Here is an 18,571-nt window from a genome sequence, read left to right on the forward strand (position 1 = left end):
TTATATCGCAGGCCACGCGCCCGGCGAAAGCGCTCAGGCGCGGCGCACGCGTCCGAGGAAGGCGCCGATCTCCAGCGACATGCGCTCGGCGCTGCCGGCCAGCGCCCGCGAGGCGTCGAGCACGTCGGCGACGGCGGAGGCACTGCGTTCGCCCGCCGCCTCGACCGCGGTCAGACCGTCGCCGACCGCGCGTGCTTCCGCTGCGGCGCGCGAGACCGAGCGCGCGATGTCGCGCGTCGCCACGCCCTGGGTCTCGACCGCACCGGCGATGCCCTCCGCCGCACCGTCGAGCGAGCGGATCGTCGCCAACACGTCGCCCACCGCCGCCGCCGATCCTTCGGTCGACGACCGGATGGCGCCGACCTGCGCGGCGATGCGCGCCGTCGCGTCCGCCGTCTGGTTGGCGAGCTGCTTGACCTCGTTGGCGACGACCGCGAAGCCGACGCCGGCCTGACCGGCACGCGCCGCCTCGATCGTCGCGTTGAGGGCGAGGAGATTGGTCTGCGCCGCGATCGTACCGATGAAGTCGACGATCTCGCCGATCCGCTCGGCCTCGGTCGAGAGCGACCGGGTCGCCTCGACCGATCGTTCGACCTGATCGGCCGCCCGCCGCGCCATCGCCGCCGATTCCGCCGCCCGCTCGCCGATCGTCGCGATCGAGGCGGCGAGCCGATCGGTCGTCGTGGCGACGCTGGTGACCTCGCGCGAGGCCTCGTCCGCCGCCGCCGACACGTCGTGCGACCGCTTCCGCGTCGTCTCCGCCGCCGCCGCCATCTCGGTGGCGACCGCCTCGAGCCGCGCGGCGGCGGTCGAGACCTCCTCGACCACGCCGCGCACGCCGGCCTCGAAGGCCGCGGTCTCGCGTTCGAAGACGGCGCGGCGCGCCACTTCACCGTCGATACGGTCGCGCTCGACCGCCCGCATCTCCTCGACCGCCCTCAGCCCGTCGCGGAAGCCGGCGAGCGCGCCGGCCATCTCGCCGATCTCGTCGCGCCGGCCGAGCCCCGGCAGCGCCACGTCGAGATCGCCGCCGGCCATCGCCGCCATCGACCGTCGCAGCCGCTCGAGCGGCAGGCGGATCTGGCAGAGGATCAGATACCAGCAGATCGCCGAGGCGAGCGCGATGGCGAGCGCCGGGCCGATGATCAGGATGTCGCGGGTCTCCTCGCGGACGACGGCCGCCGCCTGCGTCCGCGTCTGGGCCTCGCGGCCGAGCCGGCCGACGACGTCGCCGATCTCGGCGAGGATCGCCTCGCGGTTGGCCTGCGTCGACGGGTCGGCCGCCTGCAGCGCCGCCGCCTTCAGCGACAGTGTCCGCCCGAGGTCGACCGTGTCCTTCTGGAACGCGACGAAGTCGTCGAAACGCATCGCCGCCTTGCGGATGCGCGGATCGGCCTCGCCGCCGAGCGCCGCGACGAGATCGCCGCGACGACGCGCCAGGGCGTCGACCGCCGCACCCGTGGCGTCCAGGGCCCGCCGTCCCGCCGCCGGCTCGCTCGCGGTGAAGGCCGAAGCCCCGATCGCCGCCACGTGCTCGATCTCGCGCCCGATCGTCTCCGCGGCGAGGGCCCGCGCCCACTCCGCCTCGATCTCGCGGGAACGCAGCACCTCCGCGTCGATCCGCACCACGGCGAAGGCCGCCACCGCGATCGCCACGATGCCCGTCAACGACGCCGTGACGACGAGCTTGGCCGACAGTCCGATCCGCATCGCACCACACCTCATCTGATGTATTCGAGTGCGACGAAAGTCTCAGACAGCGCCCTAATCGAACGTTAAATTCAAATCGCTTGAAAATGAATTTTCAATGACATTGTAGATTTTATCGAAATTACAGATGCAATGCAAAAGTCATCATTTCAGAGAAAGCGCATGTGTCGCAAATTTCGACATGAGAATAGATGTATTTTATTGCGACACGATGGGCATCATTGCGACATGTCGTCTCGGGAAAAGGACAAAAAACCCGAGGGGCCGGATGGCCCCTCGGGTGAAACGTCGTCTCGCGGTGATCGTCGCCGGTCAGGCGGCGCGCAGCTCGCGCATCAGGCGGTCGACCTGACCCTGCAGGGTCTCGGTGTCGCCGCGCATCCGTCGCGCCGCGTCCGCCACCTCGCGCGACTTTCCGTCGCCGGTGGCCGCGTCGCTCATCAGCCGCTCCATGTCCTCGGCGAGATTGCCGACGGCGGCGAGCGTACCGGAGATGGCGCGGGTGATCTCGGCGACGGCGGCGTTCTGCTGTTCCAGCGTGCCGGCGATCGAGGTCGAGATGACACTCACCTGCCCGATGCTGTCGCCGACCGAACCGGTCGCCTCGACCGCCTCGCGCGTCGCCTGCTGGATGACGCCGATGCGGCGCGAGATCTCCTCGGTCGCCTTGGAGGTCTGCCCCGCCAGCGCCTTGACCTCGGAGGCGACGACCGCGAAGCCGCGGCCGGCCTCGCCGGCACGCGCCGCCTCGATCGTCGCGTTGAGCGCGAGGAGATTGGTCTGCGACGCGATCTCCTCGATCAGCGCCACCACCTGGCCGATCTCGGCGGAGGCCGCGTCGAGCCCGTGGATGACCTCGGTCGCATGCGCCGTGTGGCGCACCGCGCCGCTCGACAGCGCGGCCGCATGGTCGACCTGCGCCACGATCTCGGCGATCGAGGCTGAGAGTTCTTCCGCCGCACTCGACACCGCCTGGACGTTGTCGCGCGCCGACCGGCCCGCCGACGCGCTGGTCTCGGCCTGGCGACGGGTGAGATCCGACACCCGCGACAGATCCCCCGCCGCGACTTCGAAGCCGGTCGCCGCCTTCTCGATACCGCCGGCGGTGAGCTTGACGGTGCCCTCGAGATCGCTGGCGAGGCCTGCGAGTGCCTCGCGCCGCATCCGTTCGGCATCCGCCCGCGCCCGTGCCTCGGCGGCGGCGTCCTCGGCCACCCGACGCTTCAGGAGATCGCGGAAGGCGGCCACCGCCCGGGCGATCAGGCCGATCTCGTCGCGCCGCGCCGCGCCCGCAACCTCGGCGTCGAGATCGCCGCCGGCCAGCCGGTTCATCGAGGCGGTCAGGGCCGCCAGCGGCTTGGTCACGCCGCGCGTCACCACGAAGGCGACGAGGCCGATCAGGACGATGCCGGCGACGATCGCCAGCGTCAGGATGCGCGAATCGGAGGCGAGCTTCGCCTCGACGTCGGCGACGTGGAAGCCGGTGCCGAGCATCCAGTTCCAGCCTTCGATCTTGGCGGAATAGGCGAATTTGGTGGTGGCGTCCTTGTCGCCGGGCTTCACCCACTCGTAGACGAAGACGCCGCCACCGCGCTTGGCCGTGTCGATCAGGCCGGCGATGACCAGTCGCCCGGTCGGGTCCTTCATGCCGATGAGGTTCTTGCCCTCGAGTTCCGGCTTGCCGGGCAGCAGGATGTTGGTGCCGTCGAGCTCGTAGAGGAAGAAGTAGTTGGAGTCATCGCCGAAGCGGATCGGCCGGATCGCCTCCTTGGCGGCGGCGCGGGCTGCTTCTTGCGTCATCTCGCCCTTGTCGGCGCGCGTCCGGAAGCCGTTGACCATCGCCGCGACCGTCTCGACCTCGTGCTTGAGCTCGAGTTCCTTCTGGCCGTAGAGCGAGGCCGTGAGATTGACGTGGGCGGCATAGCCGATGCCCGCGATCGCCACCATCGCCAGAGCGACGAGAAAGTAGATCTTGGACGAGATGGAATGGAGCTTCGACATGCGTTTCTCCGATGCAGTCGTCGTGACGAGCCTGTCGTCCGGCAATCCCGCCGCCCCGCGGCGATGGCCTTTCGACACGCATCGCGTGCAATCGATGTCGTCGCGCGATCGCCGAAACGAAAGCGTTCGAGAAACAAATGAACGAAGTCGGTAAATCACCGATTAATGAGCGTCCGGCGATATGCAATCCGTCAATAGATTCACCGCGGAACCGTCCGCAGGGCAGAAGAACGGCCTGACGTTACGTAGCCGAATACCTCGAAGGCGCCGTCATGCCGGTTCGCGGCGGCGCGTGACCGGGTTTCGGTGGGAGAACCCCGATCGGCACGCCTCGCCCCTTCCCTCGCGACGTGCTTTCCCCTATATACCGGCCCGGTCTGGACGCACTTCCGACTTGACCCGTCACAACGAACCGACGCGAGCCGCAGCCGCTGCGATCGCGTCGGCATGGTCGCGAGCACGCATGCCCAAGAGAACCGACATCAAGAGCATCCTCATCATCGGCGCCGGCCCGATCGTCATCGGACAGGCCTGCGAGTTCGACTATTCGGGCACGCAAGCCTGCAAGGCACTGAAGAGCGAGGGCTATCGGATCATCCTGGTCAACTCCAATCCGGCGACGATCATGACCGACCCGGAACTGGCGGACGCGACCTACGTCGAGCCGATCACCCCGGAAGTGGTCGCCAAGATCATCGAGAAGGAGCGCCCCGACGCGCTGCTGCCGACCATGGGCGGCCAGACGGCGCTGAACTGTGCGCTCAGCCTGCGCAAGATGGGCGTGCTCGAGAAGTACGGCGTCGAGATGATCGGCGCCACGGCGGAAGCCATCGACAAGGCCGAGGACCGCGAGCTGTTCCGCGAGGCGATGACCAAGATCGGCCTCGATACGCCGCGCGCCGCCTTCGTCAACACCTCCGCCCTGAAGCAGAAGTTCCGCGCCGAGCACGAGGCCGGCCGCTCGGCCGCCGCCGCGGTCGTCGATCCGGAAGCCCGCGCCAAGGCGCTCGCGACCTTCGAGGGCCAGTGGGCCGCCGGCGAACAGGCGCGTCGCGAGGAATACAATCTGACCGCCCGCCTCCAGGCGCTCGAGGCCTTCAAGGTCACCGGCCTGCCGGCGATCATCCGCCCGTCCTTCACCATGGGCGGCACCGGCGGCGGCATCGCCTACACGCTCGAAGAGCTCTACGACTGCGTCATGTCGGGCGTCGAGGCCTCGCCGACCAACGAGGTTCTGGTCGAGGAATCGGTGCTGGGCTGGAAGGAATACGAGATGGAGGTGGTCCGCGACCGCGCGGACAACTGCATCATCATCTGCTCGATCGAGAACGTCGATCCGATGGGCGTCCACACCGGCGATTCGATCACCATCGCCCCGGCGCTGACGCTGACCGACAAGGAATACCAGATCATGCGTGACGCCTCGATCGCGGTTCTCCGCGAGATCGGCGTCGAGACCGGCGGTTCGAACGTGCAGTTCGCCATCGACCCCGAAACCGGCCGCATGATCGTCATCGAGATGAACCCGCGCGTGTCGCGGTCCTCGGCGCTGGCGTCGAAGGCGACCGGCTTCCCGATCGCCAAGGTCGCCGCCCGCCTCGCCGTCGGCTACACGCTCGACGAACTGGCCAACGACATCACCGGTGGCGCGACCCCGGCCTCCTTCGAGCCGACGATCGACTACGTCGTGACGAAGATCCCGCGCTTCGCCTTCGAGAAGTTCCCCGGCGCCGAGCCGACGCTGACCACCGCGATGAAGTCGGTCGGCGAGGTCATGGCGATCGGCCGCACCTTCCAGGAGTCTCTCCAGAAGGCGCTGCGTGGTCTCGAGACCGGCCTCTCCGGCCTCAACGAGATCGAGATCCCCGGCCTCGGCCAGGGCGACGACAAGAACGCCGTGCGCGCCGCCCTCGGCACGCCGACGCCCGACCGCCTGCGCCACGTCGCCCAGGCCATGCGCGTCGGCGTCTCCGACGAGCAGATCCACGCCTCGTGCAAGATCGACCCGTGGTTCCTCGAGCAGATCCGCGGCATCGTCGACACCGAGGCGAAGATCCGTGCCCACGGCCTGCCCAAGACCGCCGGTTCCTTCCGCGGCCTCAAGGCCATGGGCTTCTCCGACGCCCGCCTCGCCGAGCTCACCGGCAAGACCGAGGCGGACGTGAAGGCGCTGCGTCGCGGCCTCGGCGTGCGTCCGGTCTTCAAGCGCATCGACACCTGCGCCGCCGAATTCGCCGCACCGACCGCCTACATGTACTCGACCTACGAGATGCCCTTCGCCGGTGCCCCGGCGGACGAGGCGCGCCCGTCCGAGCGCACCAAGGTGGTCATCCTCGGCGGCGGCCCCAACCGCATCGGCCAGGGCATCGAGTTCGACTACTGCTGCTGCCACGCCTCCTTCGCGCTGCGTGACGTCGGCTACGAGACCATCATGGTCAACTGCAACCCGGAGACCGTGTCGACCGACTACGACACCTCCGACCGCCTCTATTTCGAGCCGCTGACCTCGGAAGACGTGCTCGAGATCCTCGAGACGGAGAAGCAGAACGGCACGCTGAAGGGCGTCATCGTCCAGTTCGGCGGCCAGACGCCGCTGAAGCTCGCCGAGGCGCTGGAGAAGGCCGGGATCCCGATCCTCGGCACCTCGCCCGACGCCATCGACCTCGCCGAGGACCGCGACCGCTTCAAGCGCCTGCTCGACAAGCTCGGCCTGCGCCAGCCCGAGAACGGCATCGCCTATTCGATCGAGCAGTCGCGTCTCGTCGCCGAGAAGCTCGGCTTCCCGCTGGTGGTCCGTCCGTCCTACGTGCTCGGCGGCCGCGCCATGGAGATCGTCCGCGACGAGGTCGGCTTCGACGCCTATCTCAACGGCACGCTCCCCGGCATGGTCCCCGCCGACGTCAAGGCGCGCTACCCCAACGACAAGACCGGCCAGATCAACATGGTGCTCGGCAAGTCGCCGCTGCTCTTCGACCGCTACCTGTCGGGTGCGATCGAGGTCGACGTCGACGCGCTCGCCGACGGCAAGGACGTCTACATCGCCGGCATCATGGAGCACATCGAGGAGGCGGGCATCCATTCGGGTGACTCGGCCTGCTCGCTCCCGACCCACACGCTGCCGGCCGACGTGGTCGCCGAGATCGAGCGTCAGACCCGTGAACTCGCGCTCGCGCTCGACGTCGGCGGCCTGATGAACGTGCAGTACGCGGTCAAGGACGGCGTGGTCTTCATCCTCGAGGTCAACCCGCGCGCCTCCCGCACGGTGCCCTTCGTCGCCAAGACCATCGGCGAGCCGGTCGCCAAGATCGCCTCCCGCGTCATGGCCGGCGAGGCGCTCGCCTCCTTCGGCCTGAAGAAGAAGAACCTGAAGCACATCGCGGTGAAGGAGGCGGTCTTCCCCTTCGCCCGCTTCCCCGGCGTCGACACGGTGCTCGGTCCGGAGATGAAGTCGACCGGCGAGGTCATGGGCCTCGACACCGACTTCGCCACCGCCTTCGCCAAGTCGCAGCTCGGCTCCGGCACCCGCGTGCCGACCGCCGGCACGGTCTTCGTCTCGGTCCGCGAGGACGACAAGGACCGCATCGTCGCCTCGATGCGCGCCCTCGTCGATGCCGGCTTCAAGATCATCGCCACCTCGGGCACCCAGCGTCATCTCAACGACCACGGCGTGCCGGCGGCGAAGATCAACAAGGTGCTGGAAGGTCGCCCGCATATCGTCGACGTCATCAAGAACGGCGGCGTGCAGCTGGTGATCAACACCACCGAGGGCGCCCAGGCGCTGGCCGACAGCCGCTCGCTGCGTCGCGCCGCGCTGCTGCACAAGGTGCCCTACTACACCACGCTGGCCGGCGCGATGGCGGCGGCGGAGGCGATCGTCGCCTATGCCGCCGGCGAGCTGACGGTCCGCCCGCTGCAGGACTACTTCAAGGAACCCGCCTGATCGGCCGATCCTTCCGACACGCGATGCGCCCGTCGGGACCTCCCGGCGGGCGTTTTCGTTGAATGCCCGATGTTCGACGACGAAGCCCCACCTAGCCGAAAAGTCGCGGGGAACCCGGCCATCGGCCGCCGGTGCGGTGCTTGAAGCGAGACGTTCGCGCGGTTATGATCGCGTTGCGTTTTCGTTTGAAGTTGCGGGCTCCGCGAGGGGCTCGCGCTTTTCTTTTGTGAGCGCCCGTGCCCGAGGCCGGCTGCTCCGTATCGTGAACGCCCGAGAAACGCGAACGAGGAAGTCCGAGACGATGGAGAAGATCCCGATGACCGCGGGCGGCCATGCCGCTCTCGAGACCGAGCTGAAGCACCGTCAGCAGGTCGAGCGCCCGCGCATCATCCAGGCGATTTCGGAAGCGCGCGCCCACGGCGACCTTTCGGAGAACGCCGAGTATCACTCCGCCAAGGAGCAGCAGAGCCTCAACGAGGGCCGCATCGCGGAGCTCGAGGACAAGCTCGGCCGCGCCGAGATCATCGACGTCGCCAAGCTCACCGGCACCAAGGTCAAGTTCGGCGCCACGGTCACCCTCGTCGACGAGGACACCGAGGAAGAGAAGAAGTACCAGATCGTCGGCGACATGGAGGCCGACGTGAAGCAGGGCAAGATCTCGATCTCCTCGCCGATCGCCCGCGCGCTGATCGGCAAGGACGTCGGCGACACCGTCGAGGTCATGGCCCCCGGCGGCGCCCGCTCCTACGAGATCATCGGCGTCCGTTTCGCCTGATCCCTGCCCACGGGCGCGCGTCCCGCGCGCCCGGCCCTGCCGCCCGCGCTCTCCCTGCCCGCCGGATGCTCTCCATGGCCTTTCACGAGCCCGACCGCAGTCTCGGCCCGAGCCGCATCCTCGCGGCGGCGCGCAATTCCATGGCCGGCCTGCGCTGGGCGCTCGCCGAACCCGCCTTCGTCCAGGAACTGGCTCTCGTCGTCGCGGCGACGCCGCTCGCCCTGTGGCTCGGCCACGGCCGCGTCGAGCGTGCGTTGCTGGTCGGCGTCCTCATCCTGATCCTGGTGGTCGAGATCGCCAACACCGCGATCGAACGCGCCTGCGACGCCGTCACGGCGGAAGAGAACCACAACGTCCGCATGGCCAAGGACCTCGGCTCGCTCGCCGTGCTGATGTCCTTCGTCCTCGCCGCCGCGGTCTGGGCCCTCGTGCTGCTGTGAGGCAGCGGGGCGCGCCGGGCCGTGCCTTGGTGCGCGATGCTTCGAGATGCGCCTTCGGCGCTCCTCAGCATGAGGCGTATGTGTTTGTATCGAATATGAAAAGCGCCTCATGCTGAGGAGCGGGTCGAAGACCCGCGTCTCGAAGCATCGCGCACGGACGCCGACTCCACACCCGAGACCGCGTCACTTCTCCCAGCCGACCGCCAGCCAGCGCCAGAAGGTCTCCTGCGCCTTGGCGAGCGCGGCGACGAAGCCGTGCGTCCCGTCGCGAAAGCCCTGCTTCAACAGGTAGTGCCTGACGAAGGCCCAGAGCCCGCGGCCGATCGCCGAGGCGAGCCCGCCCGTCTTCCCCCGCGCGCGACGCTCGGCGGCCGACGCCAGCGCATAGCGCCGGCCCTTGTCGAGCACCTCGTCGATCGAGCGGTAGGAATGGTGGATCATGTCGGCGGCGAGATCGCCGACCGCGCCCGCGACCTCCATCCGCTCGTGCACCCGGTCGGGGGTGAAGCGGGCGACGTCGCGCCGGGCGAGCCGCAGGATCCGGTCGGGGTACCAACCGCCGTGCATGAGGAACCGTCCGAGGAAGCTCGAACGCCGGTTGATCCGCCAGCCATGGACGCCGCCGCCGCCGATCGCCGCGCGGATCTCGCTCGCGAGACCTTCCGGAATGCGCTCGTCGGCATCGATGGAGAGCACGAAGTCGCCGGTGGCACGCTCCAGCGCCCGCTGCTTCTGCGGCCCGAAACCGGGCCAGTCCGCGGTCTCGATCACCACCGCGCCGGCGGCACGCGCGATCTCGACCGTTTCGTCGGTCGACCCGCTGTCGACCACCACGATCTCGTCGCAGAAGGCGAGCGAGGCGAGGCAATCGGGCAGATCCGAAGCCTCGTTCCTGGTGATCAGGATGGCGGAAAGCCGCGGTTCGGCGCTCATGGGGCGACCTTTCTCGCGGCGATCAGCCGGTCGAGCGTCTCGACGACGCGGGCCGGCCGCATCGTGTCGTGACAAGGCAGCACCGCGGCGCCCGGCGTGATGCGGCAGGTGCGTGCGCGGCAGGGGGCGCAGTCGGCGGTGCTGGCGACGACGTCCGTCGCCTGCCCGACCGGACCGGTCAGCCCCGGCGCCGTCGAGGAGAAGAGCGCCACCGTCGGCACGCCGAAGGCGGCGGAGAGATGCGTCAGCCCGGTGTCGACGCCGACCACCGCCCGCGCCGCGGCGATGCGTTCGGCGAGCACGCCGAGTTTGGTCTTCGCCAGATGCACGACGCCCGGGACCGCCGCCGCGATCGCCGTCGCGACCACTTCCTCCGCCGCGTCCGCCTGGGTGACGACCGGCGTCAGACCGCGGGCGACGAGGAGGCGGGCGAGCTCGATCCAGTGCACCGTCGGCCAGCGCTTGGTCGCCCAGGTCGTGCCGTGCAGCAGGAAGACGTCCGCACTGCCCTCCCCCGCCCGCTCGAGGCCGGAGGCGAAATGCGCAAGATCGGGTTCATAGCCGAGCACCGCGCCGAAGAGCCGCCGGGTGCGCTCCACCGCATGTGCCTCGCGGGAAACCGGATGCGCCCGGGCATAGACCAGGCTCGCCGGCCATTCGCGCGCCGAACTGCCGTCGAACCCCTCGATCGGCCGCCGGGCGAAACGGGCGAGCCAGGCGCTCTTGACGAGGCCCTGCGCGTCGAGGACGACGTCGTAGGTCTCGTGCCGCAGCAGGTTCTTCACCGCGCCGATCTCGGCCCGCGTCTGGGCGGCGAGCAGCGCCTTGCGCCAGCGTCGGACCGCCACCGGCACCACCCGGCGCACGCCCGGATGCAGCCGCGCGATGTCGGCGAAGCCCTCCTCGACCAGCCAGTCGATCGTCAGATCCGGCAGCGCCGCGAGCGCGTCCGTCACCGCCGCGAAGGTGTGGATGACGTCGCCCATCGACGAGGTCTTGACCAGCAGCACCTTCATGCGCCCGCCCCCGACACCCGTTCGGCCGCGGCGGCGACCGCCGGCGGCTCGAGCTTTTCGAGACAGTCGAGATGGCCGAGCGGGCAGATCTTCTGGTGGCAGGGCGAGCAGGGAAGCTTCAACGACACGATCTCGGCGCGATCGGAGAGCGGCGGCGTGTTCTCCGCCGAGGTCGAACCATAGACCGCGACGACCGGCGTCCCGACCGCGGCGGCGACATGCATCAGGCCACTGTCGTTGCAGACCGCGAAACGCGCCGCCGAGAGGATGTCGATCGCGTCCTCGAGCCGGGTCTTGCCGGTGAGGTCGATCACCCCGGGGGCGAGGGAAACGATCTCGGCGCCGACTTCGGCATCCTTCGGGCTGCCGAGCAGCACGACGCGGTCGCCCTTTTCCATCCGCTCGCGCGCCAGCGCCGCATAGTGGCGCGACGGCCACCGCTTGGCCGGGCCGTATTCGGCGCCGGGCATGAAGGCGACGTAGGCTCCCGCCGCCAGCCCGTGTTCGGCGAAGAGCCGGTCGCGGTTGGCCTCGTCGACCGTCAGCTTCGGCACCGGGCGCGGCCCGTCGACGCCGGAGAGGCGGAAATAGGTCTCCGCCGTCTTGCGTTTGATCGCCTTGGGCAGGTCCGGCATGCAGTTGAGCAGGCCGTATCGCATCTCCTTGCGATAGCCGACCCGGTAGCGGATGCGCGCGAAGAACGGCACCAGCGCCGACTTCCACGACCCCGGCAGGACATAGGCCTCGTCGTAGAGGCCCGAGAGCGAACGCCCCAGCCGCCAGCGCACGCCGAGACCGAATTCCTTCGGCTTGAAGGGTGCGTCGATGCGGGTGCGCACTTCCGGCATGCGGTCGAGCAGCGGCGTCGCCCAGGTCGGCGCCACGACGTCGATGTCGCAGTCCGGATCGCGCTGCTTCAGCGCCGTGAACAGGCACTGGGCCATGACCATGTCGCCGACCCAGCGCGGGCCGATCACGAGGATCTGGCGGCGAGCCATGCCACATACTCCCGAACGCCGGTCTCCACGTCGCGGAACGCACCGTTGTAGCCGGCCCCTCTGAGCTTCGAGATGTCGGCCTCAGTGAAGCTCTGGTAACGCCCCTTCAGATGGTCGGGGAAGTCGATGTATTCGATCGCGCCCTGCCCGAGCCCCTCGATGACGCCCTCGGCCACCGTGCGGAAGGGCTGCGACCGGCCGGTGCCGCAGTTGAAGATGCCCGAGGCGCCGGCGTGCCAGGCCCACAGGTTGACGGCCGCCACGTCCTCGACATGGACGAAGTCGCGGCTCTGCTCGCCCGGACCGTAGCCGTCGTGGGCGCCGAAGAGCTTGGGGTTCTCGCCGCGCTTCACCTGGTTGAAGAGGTGGAAGGCGACCGAGGCCATCGATCCCTTGTGGCCCTCGCGCGGCCCGTAGACGTTGAAGTAGCGCAGGCCCACGACGGGCGCCTCGAGGCGGTCCCAGCGCCGACGGACCCAGTCGTCGAAGAGCTTCTTCGACCAGCCGTAGACGTTGAGCGGCGCCTCGAACTCGCGCTCCTCGCGGAAGACCGAACCGCCGCCGTAGGTCGCGGCGGACGAGGCGTAGAGGAAGGGGATCCTGCGCTTCTGGCAGTAGAGGAACAGCGCCTGGGAATAGGCGTAGTTGACCTCCATCACGAACTTGCCGTTCCACTCGGTGGTGGCCGAGCAGGCGCCCTGATGGAAGATCACCTCGATGCCCATGTCCTCGTCGGCGAGGATGCGGGCGAGGAACGTGTCCTTGTCCTGATAGTCGGCGATGTCGGCTTCGACGAGATTGACGAACTTGGTGCCGTCGGTCAGATCGTCGACGACGAGGATGTCGTCGCGGCCTTCCGCGTTCAAGGCCATCACCAGATTGGAGCCGATCATTCCGGCTCCGCCCGTCACCACGATCATCGGACCTCTCCGGGAAGGGGCATCGCGCCCTCGCATTTCGCTCCCTCTCTAGACGAGCCCGGCCACGAGGTCCACCGCGGCGCGCGAGAGCCGGAAAACCCCTCGCCTTGTCGGCGCGTCGTTCCTGGAGTATTCCGCCATCCGCGGCGCGCCCGCGCCCGAAATCCGCGAGTGCCATGACGACCAACGTCTTCGCCGACCTCTTCGACCGCGACGGTCGCCGCCGTCTCTCCCACGCGCTGCAGCACGGCGCGCTGGTGGCGATCGCCTGGTTGCTCGGCCGCCTCGGGGTCGACCGCGCCTCCGCGCTGATGGGTCGCGCCTGGCGCCTCTTCGCCCCGCTCAATTCCCGCCACGCCCGCGCCGACCGCCATCTGGCGATGGCCTTCCCCGACTGGAGCGCCGACAAGCGGCGCGAAGTGCTCGGCGACATGTGGGAGAACCTCGGCCGCACCGCCGCCGAGACCATCCTGCTGCCGCAGCTCCTCGCCGAGCCCGAGCGCGTCGCCTGGACCGATCACGACGGCATCATCGACAAGGCCCTCCACGGCGCCTTCTTCGTGTCGCTGCACGCCGGCAACTGGGAGGTCGTCTCGGTGCCGCTCGCCCGCGCCGGCGTCGACCTGCGCGCCGTCTACAAGCCGCTGCGCAACCCGGCGGTCGAGCGCTGGCTGGTCGAACGCCGCCGCGCCCTCTACGGCGACGGGCTGATGCCGCTCGACCGCACCGTGGCGCTGAAGATGATGAGCGCCGCCAAGTCGGGCGCCACCCTCGCCGTCCTCGGCGACCTGCGCGACGACACCCGCATCACCGTCTCCTTCTTCGGCCGCGACGCCCACGCCAATCCCTTCCCGGCGATGCTCGCCCGCAAGCTCGGCCTGCCGATCGTCGTCGCCCGCACCATCCGCCGCGACGGCGCCCGTTTCGAGATCGACGCGGTCGAGATCGACGTCACGCGCAGCGACGACCAGAAGGCCGACATCCAGGCGACGACGCAGGCGATCCACGACGTCTACGAGCGTTGGATTCGCGAATACCCCGCCCAGTGGATGTGGGCGCACCGCAAATGGTGGGGAACATAGAGCTTTTTTCATCCGGGGGTTTGGGTTTATCATCCTTTCGGACTATATGTGACGGGATGCCTGCCTTCTTCGCTCCCGGTGGAGATTCGATGTCCTCTCGTCACGCCCGTGTTCTCGTGATCGGTTCCGGCCCGGCCGGTTATACCGCCGCCATCTATGCCGCCCGCGCCATGCTGGAACCGGTGCTGATCGCCGGCATCCAGATCGGCGGCCAGCTGACCGTCACGACCGAGGTCGAGAACTATCCGGGCTTCGCCGAACCGATCCAGGGCCCCTGGCTGGTCGAGCAGATGCGGCTCCAGGCCGAGCACTGCGGCACCGAATTCGTCACCGACACGGTGACCAAGGCCGATCTCTCGTCTCGCCCCTTCCGGCTCGAGACCGACAGCGGCACCGCCTGGACCTGCGACGTGCTGATCATCGCCACCGGCGCCCAGGCGAAGTGGCTCGGCATCCCGTCGGAGGAGAAGTTCCGCGGCTTCGGCGTCTCGGCCTGCGCCACCTGCGACGGTTTCTTCTACCGCGGCAAGGAAGTGGTGGTCGTCGGCGGCGGCAATTCGGCCGTCGAAGAGGCGCTCTACCTCACCAACCACGCCTCGAAGGTCACGATCATCCATCGCCGCGATTCGTTCCGCGCCGAGAAGGTGCTGCAGCAGCGCCTCTTCGCGCATCCGAAGATCGAGGTGATCTGGAACGCCGCGGTCGACGAGGTTCTCGGCACCCCCGGCATTCCGCCGTCGGTCACCGGCGTCCGCATCCAGGACGTGACGACCGGCGCGAAGCGCGACGTCGCTTGCGACGGCTTCTTCGTGGCGATCGGCCACAAGCCGGCGGTCGAACTCTTCGAGGGCCAGCTGAAGCTGAAACCCTCGGGCTATCTCTGGGTCGAACCGGGCACGTCGCGGACCACGATCCCCGGCGTCTTCGCCGCCGGCGACGTCTGCGACGACGTCTATCGCCAGGCGGTCACCGCCGCCGGTATGGGCTGCATGGCCGCTCTCGAGGCGGAAAAGTACCTGGCCGGTCACGGCGCCTGAGGAGGCGTCGAAGACGCCCGACCGGACGGGACGAGAATTGGGGGGAAGTGCCGTGGATTGGGACAAGCTGAGGATCTTTCACGCCGCCGCCGACGCGGGTTCCTTCACCCATGCGGGCGAGTTCCTCGAGATGAGCCAGTCGGCGGTCAGCCGTCAGGTCTCGGCGCTCGAGACCGACCTCGGCGTGCCGCTGTTCCACCGCCACGCCCGCGGCCTGATCCTGACCGAACAGGGCGAGCTGCTCTTCCGTACCGCCCGCGAGGTGATGCTGAAGCTCGAGCAGGCGCGCTCCCGCCTCGTCGAGACCCGCGAGAAGCCGACCGGCACGCTGCGCGTCACCACGACCGTCGGGCTGGGCACCTCGTGGCTGACCTCGCGCATCCACGAGTTCGTCGAGCTCTACCCGGAAGTGGAACTCGAACTGATCCTCGACGATCAGGAACTCGACCTCGCCATGCGCGAGGCCGACGTGGCGCTGCGCGTGCGCCAGCCGGTGCAGCCGGACCTGATCCAGCGCAAGCTCTTCGCCATCCACTATCATCTCTACGCGTCGTCGACCTATCTCAAGCGCCACGGCAACCCCGAGACGATCGAGGAGCTCGACAACCACCGCATCATCACCTTCGGCTCGTCGGCCCCGGTCTACCTGCGCGACATGAACTGGCTGGAGACCGCCGGCCGTCCGCTCAACGCGCCGCGCCGGCCGTGCCTGAAGATCAATTCGGTGCTGGCGATCAAGCGCGCGGTGCAGCGCGGCGTCGGCGTCGCGCTTCTGCCCGACTATCTGATCGACGCCAATTCGGATCTGGTGCAGCTGATCCCGGAAGCCGACGTCCCGGCCTTCGACTGCTACTTCGTCTATCCGGAGGAGATGCGGAACACCGCCCGCGTCAAGGTCTTCCGCGACTTCCTGATCTCCAAGGCGGAACGCTGGACGTTCTGAACGAGGGCCGCGGCGATCATCGCCGCGGCCCTTCGCTTCAGTAGAAGATCCGTTCCTTCTCGAGCCCCTTGTAGAGCTCGGCGACCTGCGCCTCGTAGCCGTTGTAGAGCAGCGTCGGCACCGTCTCGTTGGTGCCGAGACGGCGTTCCGTCGCCTGGCTCCAGCGCGGATGGGCGACCTTGGGGTTGATGTTGGCCCAGAAGCCGTATTCCTGCGGCCCCAGGTCCTCCCAGAAGGTGCGCGGCCGCTTGGCGACGAAGGAGAAGCGGACGATCGACTTCACCGCCTTGAACCCGTACTTCCACGGCACCGCCAGCCGGATCGGCGCGCCGTTCTGGTTGGGGATCGGCTTGCCGTACATGCCGACCGCCAGGAAGGCCATGTCGTTCTTCGCCTCGGCGATCGACAGGCCCTCGGTGTAGGGCCAGGGATAGCGCGCCGCACGCTGCTGGCGGGCGACGTCGGGCGCCGAGAAGCTCTCCATCTGGAGGAACTTCGCCTCCGCCTTGGGCGAGGCCATGGCGACGAGTTCGGCGAGCGGGAAGCCGGTCCACGGCACCACCGCCGACCAGGTCTCGACGCAGCGATGGCGATAGATCCGCTCCTCGAGCGTCACCTTCTTCAGGAGATCGTCGATGTCGATCTTGAAGGGCTTGTCGACCAGTCCGTCGACGATGATCGCCCAGGGCGACACCTTGAGCTTCGACGCCTCCGGCTGGATCGCCTTGTCGAAGCCGAACTCGTAGAAATTGTTGTAATTGGTCGCGTCGAATTCCGGCGTGATCTGCTCGGTCGCCGGAAAGGCCGGGTTGGCCTTGGCCGGCAGCAGCTTCTCGATCGTCGGCACCGCCGCCGTCGCCATTCGCGGCAGGCCGACGAGGCCCGCCGCCAGCGCGCCGGCCGCACCGCCGAGCAGTTTCCGCCGCTCGACGAAGAGCGTCTCGGGCGTGACGTCGTTCTCGCCCAGTTCCCACGGTCGCTTCAGGAAGCGCATGTCGTTCTCCTCGGGATGTCGCCCCCACGCGACGTCCTACGGAGATTGACGCATATTCGTTGCAATTTTCTCGATCACGATCGATCGAATTGACGTGATCGCATCAACCGTCGGCGCCGGTGACGATCGCCGTCAGCACGCGTCCGAGCGCCGCGTCGAAGGCCGCGGTGACCGACTTGGCATCGCCGCCTGCCGGTTCCTCGGCCGCGTGTTCCATCGTCGAGAGGACGCGACCGCTGCGGTCGTCCATCGTCTTGACCCCGAGCGCCACCACCACCTTGCCCTCGTTCGGGCGATAGTCGAAGGCGCGGATGTCGACGACCAGCTGGCGATCGATGGCGAGCCCCTGCCCCGGTCGTCCTGCGGCGCGGAAGCGGCCCGAGCGCTCGAGCGTCTGCACGAGGCGCGACTGGACCAGCCGCGGCAGGCGGTCGGACCATTGCACGCCGGAGAAATAGGCGATCTCCGTCGGGCTCGACCGGACGAGCAGCCGTTCGGTGTCGTAGGCGCGGTCGACCACCGGCTCGGGCACCAGAACCTGAAGGGTGCGGCCCTTGGCGCGGGCCGCGACGGTCGGCGCGGTGAGGTCGTAGGTGTCGAGCGCCGAGGAGCCGAGCGCCGAGCAGCCGGCGAGCACGACGGCCGCCAGCGCGACGCCCGCGAGCGAGCGCACCGTCTTCGCCATGCCGTCTGCCCCCGCCACGAAATTCATCGACGATTCCCCGAATACTCCGGCACGTTGCCCCCCGGACCGCCGAAGATCAACCGCTTGGGATCGCGATCGAGATTGCCCACCGCCCGGTCGATCGTGCCGATGGCGCGGCGGCCGTCGGAGACGAGGTCGCGCAGGTCGCGCACGCCGGCGCCGATGTCGCCGGCCTTGCCCTGGAAGGCGGTCGCCGCTTCGCGGATCGCCTTGGCGGCCTCCTTGGCCTCGGTGAGGAAGTCCGTCGCCTTGACCGCCAGCCCCTTGCCCTCGTCGGAGCCCGCCAGCCCATCGAGCTTGGCGAGGATGCCGTCGACCCGCTTGGAGGCCTCGTCGAGCCGCGCCATGGTGGCGTCGGCGTGGTCGACGATCGATGAGACCTTCTTCTTGTCGACCGACACGACGAGGTCGTCGACATGAGCGACGAGCGTCTCGGCGCGGGCGGAGATCTTCGTCAGGACGTCCGCCGCCTTGCCGACCGAGGCCATGAAGTCGCGCACGCCGTCCTTGTTCTCGGCGAGCACGTTGGAGAAGGCCTCGATGTTCCGCGTGGTCGTCTCGACCGACTTGGCGTTGTCCTTGACCAGCTGGTCGATGGTGCCGACCGCGCTGTCGACGCGGGCGAGCACCCGCTGGGCACCTTCCATGATGTCCTGCACCGAGGAGCGCTCGGCCAGCATCACCCGGTCGTTGTCGGGTATCGTCAACAGCGCCTTGGCCGCCGCCGAACCGCCCCAGATCTGCACGAAGGAGGCGCCCGTCAGGCCCTGGTAGCCGAGCGAGACGTGGCTGTCGACCTTGATCGGCGTCGTCGTGTCGACGGTGACGCGCGCCACCACCCGCTCCGGATCGTCGGGCGAGAAGGAGAGCCGCGACACTTCGCCGACCTTGATGCCGTTGAAGGTGACGTTGGCGCCGGTGACCAGGCCGGAGACCGAGCCGGGGAAGACCACGGTGATCCCGGCCCGCCCGGTCGAATCCGAGCCCTTGAGCAGCCAGAAGGCCGAGCCGAAGCCCGCCGCGATCAACGCGAGCACGAAGAGGCCGACGGCGACGAGATTGGCCCTGGTCTCCAT

At 68.7% G+C, this 18,571-nt stretch carries 14 protein-coding genes and 1 pseudogene; 6 read left to right on the forward strand and 9 right to left on the reverse strand.

Annotated elements, in window-relative coordinates; all coding sequences use genetic code 11:
* Window positions 1-33: 33 nt before the first annotated feature.
* Window positions 34-1,710, reverse strand: coding sequence for a methyl-accepting chemotaxis protein (locus ACT53U_RS03990; protein WP_476152916.1), 1,677 nt, complete (start codon window positions 1,708-1,710; stop codon window positions 34-36).
* Between the two features lie 312 nt (window positions 1,711-2,022).
* Window positions 2,023-3,591: pseudogene (locus ACT53U_RS03995) on the reverse strand (methyl-accepting chemotaxis protein); the annotation flags it as partial.
* A gap of 583 nt (window positions 3,592-4,174) precedes the next feature.
* Here ACT53U_RS03995 and carB point away from each other — a divergent pair.
* The 3 genes from carB to ACT53U_RS04010 all read left to right on the forward strand — a co-directional run bounded on the left by carB (window position 4,175) and on the right by ACT53U_RS04010 (window position 8,866).
* Window positions 4,175-7,651 (forward strand): carbamoyl-phosphate synthase large subunit, encoded by a 3,477-nt coding sequence (gene carB / locus ACT53U_RS04000; RefSeq protein ID WP_476152918.1) that lies wholly within the window; start codon window positions 4,175-4,177, stop codon window positions 7,649-7,651.
* Between the two features lie 301 nt (window positions 7,652-7,952).
* Window positions 7,953-8,426, forward strand: a complete 474-nt coding sequence (gene greA / locus ACT53U_RS04005; protein ID WP_476137839.1) for a transcription elongation factor GreA — start codon at window positions 7,953-7,955, stop codon at window positions 8,424-8,426.
* Window positions 8,427-8,500: 74 nt separating this feature from the next.
* Window positions 8,501-8,866 (forward strand): diacylglycerol kinase, encoded by a 366-nt coding sequence (locus ACT53U_RS04010; protein WP_476152920.1) that lies wholly within the window; start codon window positions 8,501-8,503, stop codon window positions 8,864-8,866.
* A 183-nt stretch (window positions 8,867-9,049) separates the two neighbouring features.
* Here ACT53U_RS04010 and ACT53U_RS04015 read toward each other — a convergent pair whose 3' ends face one another.
* Genes ACT53U_RS04015 through rfaD form a run of 4 tightly spaced genes read right to left on the reverse strand, consistent with a single transcriptional unit; the run spans window position 9,050 to window position 12,733 of the window.
* Window positions 9,050-9,799: a glycosyltransferase family 2 protein gene (locus ACT53U_RS04015; RefSeq protein ID WP_476152922.1), complete on the reverse strand. Its 750-nt coding sequence runs from the start codon at window positions 9,797-9,799 to the stop codon at window positions 9,050-9,052.
* Complete coding sequence (gene waaC, locus ACT53U_RS04020; RefSeq protein ID WP_476152924.1) at window positions 9,796-10,815, reverse strand: lipopolysaccharide heptosyltransferase I; 1,020 nt, start codon at window positions 10,813-10,815, stop codon at window positions 9,796-9,798. The genes ACT53U_RS04015 and waaC overlap by 4 nt, the downstream gene beginning before the upstream one ends.
* On the reverse strand, window positions 10,812-11,813 hold the full coding sequence (gene waaF / locus ACT53U_RS04025) for a lipopolysaccharide heptosyltransferase II (RefSeq protein ID WP_476152926.1): 1,002 nt from the start codon (window positions 11,811-11,813) through the stop codon (window positions 10,812-10,814). The genes waaC and waaF overlap by 4 nt, the downstream gene beginning before the upstream one ends.
* Window positions 11,789-12,733, reverse strand: a complete 945-nt coding sequence (rfaD, locus tag ACT53U_RS04030; protein ID WP_476152928.1) for an ADP-glyceromanno-heptose 6-epimerase — start codon at window positions 12,731-12,733, stop codon at window positions 11,789-11,791. Before rfaD ends, waaF begins: the two co-directional genes overlap by 25 nt.
* A gap of 176 nt (window positions 12,734-12,909) precedes the next feature.
* On the opposite strand from rfaD, the gene ACT53U_RS04035 reads away from it, so the two are divergent.
* From ACT53U_RS04035 to ACT53U_RS04045, 3 genes are all read left to right on the forward strand, one after another.
* Window positions 12,910-13,815 carry a lysophospholipid acyltransferase family protein gene (locus ACT53U_RS04035; protein WP_476152930.1) on the forward strand — a complete coding sequence of 302 codons (906 nt, stop codon included), beginning with the start codon at window positions 12,910-12,912 and terminating at the stop codon, window positions 13,813-13,815.
* An 89-nt stretch (window positions 13,816-13,904) separates the two neighbouring features.
* The gene (trxB, locus tag ACT53U_RS04040; protein WP_476152932.1) at window positions 13,905-14,852 is read left to right on the forward strand and encodes a thioredoxin-disulfide reductase; all 948 of its coding nucleotides are present in this window, start codon (window positions 13,905-13,907) and stop codon (window positions 14,850-14,852) included.
* Window positions 14,853-14,904: 52 nt separating this feature from the next.
* On the forward strand, window positions 14,905-15,795 hold the full coding sequence (locus tag ACT53U_RS04045) for a LysR family transcriptional regulator (protein WP_476152933.1): 891 nt from the start codon (window positions 14,905-14,907) through the stop codon (window positions 15,793-15,795).
* A 37-nt stretch (window positions 15,796-15,832) separates the two neighbouring features.
* Here the strand turns inward: ACT53U_RS04045 and msrP are convergent, their stop codons facing one another.
* The 3 genes from msrP to ACT53U_RS04060 form a co-directional block, all read right to left on the reverse strand.
* The gene (gene msrP, locus ACT53U_RS04050) at window positions 15,833-16,789 is read right to left on the reverse strand and encodes a protein-methionine-sulfoxide reductase catalytic subunit MsrP (protein ID WP_476152936.1); all 957 of its coding nucleotides are present in this window, start codon (window positions 16,787-16,789) and stop codon (window positions 15,833-15,835) included.
* 103 nt (window positions 16,790-16,892) lie between these two features.
* Window positions 16,893-17,501 carry an ABC-type transport auxiliary lipoprotein family protein gene (locus ACT53U_RS04055; RefSeq protein ID WP_476152937.1) on the reverse strand — a complete coding sequence of 203 codons (609 nt, stop codon included), beginning with the start codon at window positions 17,499-17,501 and terminating at the stop codon, window positions 16,893-16,895.
* On the reverse strand, window positions 17,498-18,571 hold the full coding sequence (locus ACT53U_RS04060) for an MlaD family protein (RefSeq protein ID WP_476152939.1): 1,074 nt from the start codon (window positions 18,569-18,571) through the stop codon (window positions 17,498-17,500). Before ACT53U_RS04060 ends, ACT53U_RS04055 begins: the two co-directional genes overlap by 4 nt.

Source organism: Pinisolibacter sp. DMC19 (assembly GCF_056313985.1).

What these genes read in the sequence shown, in the direction of transcription:
- ACT53U_RS03990 (WP_476152916.1), bottom strand. Translation starts at nt 1,710, where the DNA reads ATGCGGATCGGACTGTCGGCCAAGCTCGTCGTCACGGCGTCGTTGACG.
- carB (WP_476152918.1), top strand. Translation starts at nt 4,175, where the DNA reads ATGCCCAAGAGAACCGACATCAAGAGCATCCTCATCATCGGCGCCGGC.
- greA (WP_476137839.1), top strand. Translation starts at nt 7,953, where the DNA reads ATGGAGAAGATCCCGATGACCGCGGGCGGCCATGCCGCTCTCGAGACC.
- ACT53U_RS04010 (WP_476152920.1), top strand. Translation starts at nt 8,501, where the DNA reads ATGGCCTTTCACGAGCCCGACCGCAGTCTCGGCCCGAGCCGCATCCTC.
- ACT53U_RS04015 (WP_476152922.1), bottom strand. Translation starts at nt 9,799, where the DNA reads ATGAGCGCCGAACCGCGGCTTTCCGCCATCCTGATCACCAGGAACGAG.
- waaC (WP_476152924.1), bottom strand. Translation starts at nt 10,815, where the DNA reads ATGAAGGTGCTGCTGGTCAAGACCTCGTCGATGGGCGACGTCATCCAC.
- waaF (WP_476152926.1), bottom strand. Translation starts at nt 11,813, where the DNA reads ATGGCTCGCCGCCAGATCCTCGTGATCGGCCCGCGCTGGGTCGGCGAC.
- rfaD (WP_476152928.1), bottom strand. Translation starts at nt 12,733, where the DNA reads ATGATCGTGGTGACGGGCGGAGCCGGAATGATCGGCTCCAATCTGGTG.
- ACT53U_RS04035 (WP_476152930.1), top strand. Translation starts at nt 12,910, where the DNA reads ATGACGACCAACGTCTTCGCCGACCTCTTCGACCGCGACGGTCGCCGC.
- trxB (WP_476152932.1), top strand. Translation starts at nt 13,905, where the DNA reads ATGTCCTCTCGTCACGCCCGTGTTCTCGTGATCGGTTCCGGCCCGGCC.
- msrP (WP_476152936.1), bottom strand. Translation starts at nt 16,789, where the DNA reads ATGCGCTTCCTGAAGCGACCGTGGGAACTGGGCGAGAACGACGTCACG.
- ACT53U_RS04055 (WP_476152937.1), bottom strand. Translation starts at nt 17,501, where the DNA reads ATGAATTTCGTGGCGGGGGCAGACGGCATGGCGAAGACGGTGCGCTCG.
- ACT53U_RS04060 (WP_476152939.1), bottom strand. Translation starts at nt 18,571, where the DNA reads ATGGAGACCAGGGCCAATCTCGTCGCCGTCGGCCTCTTCGTGCTCGCG.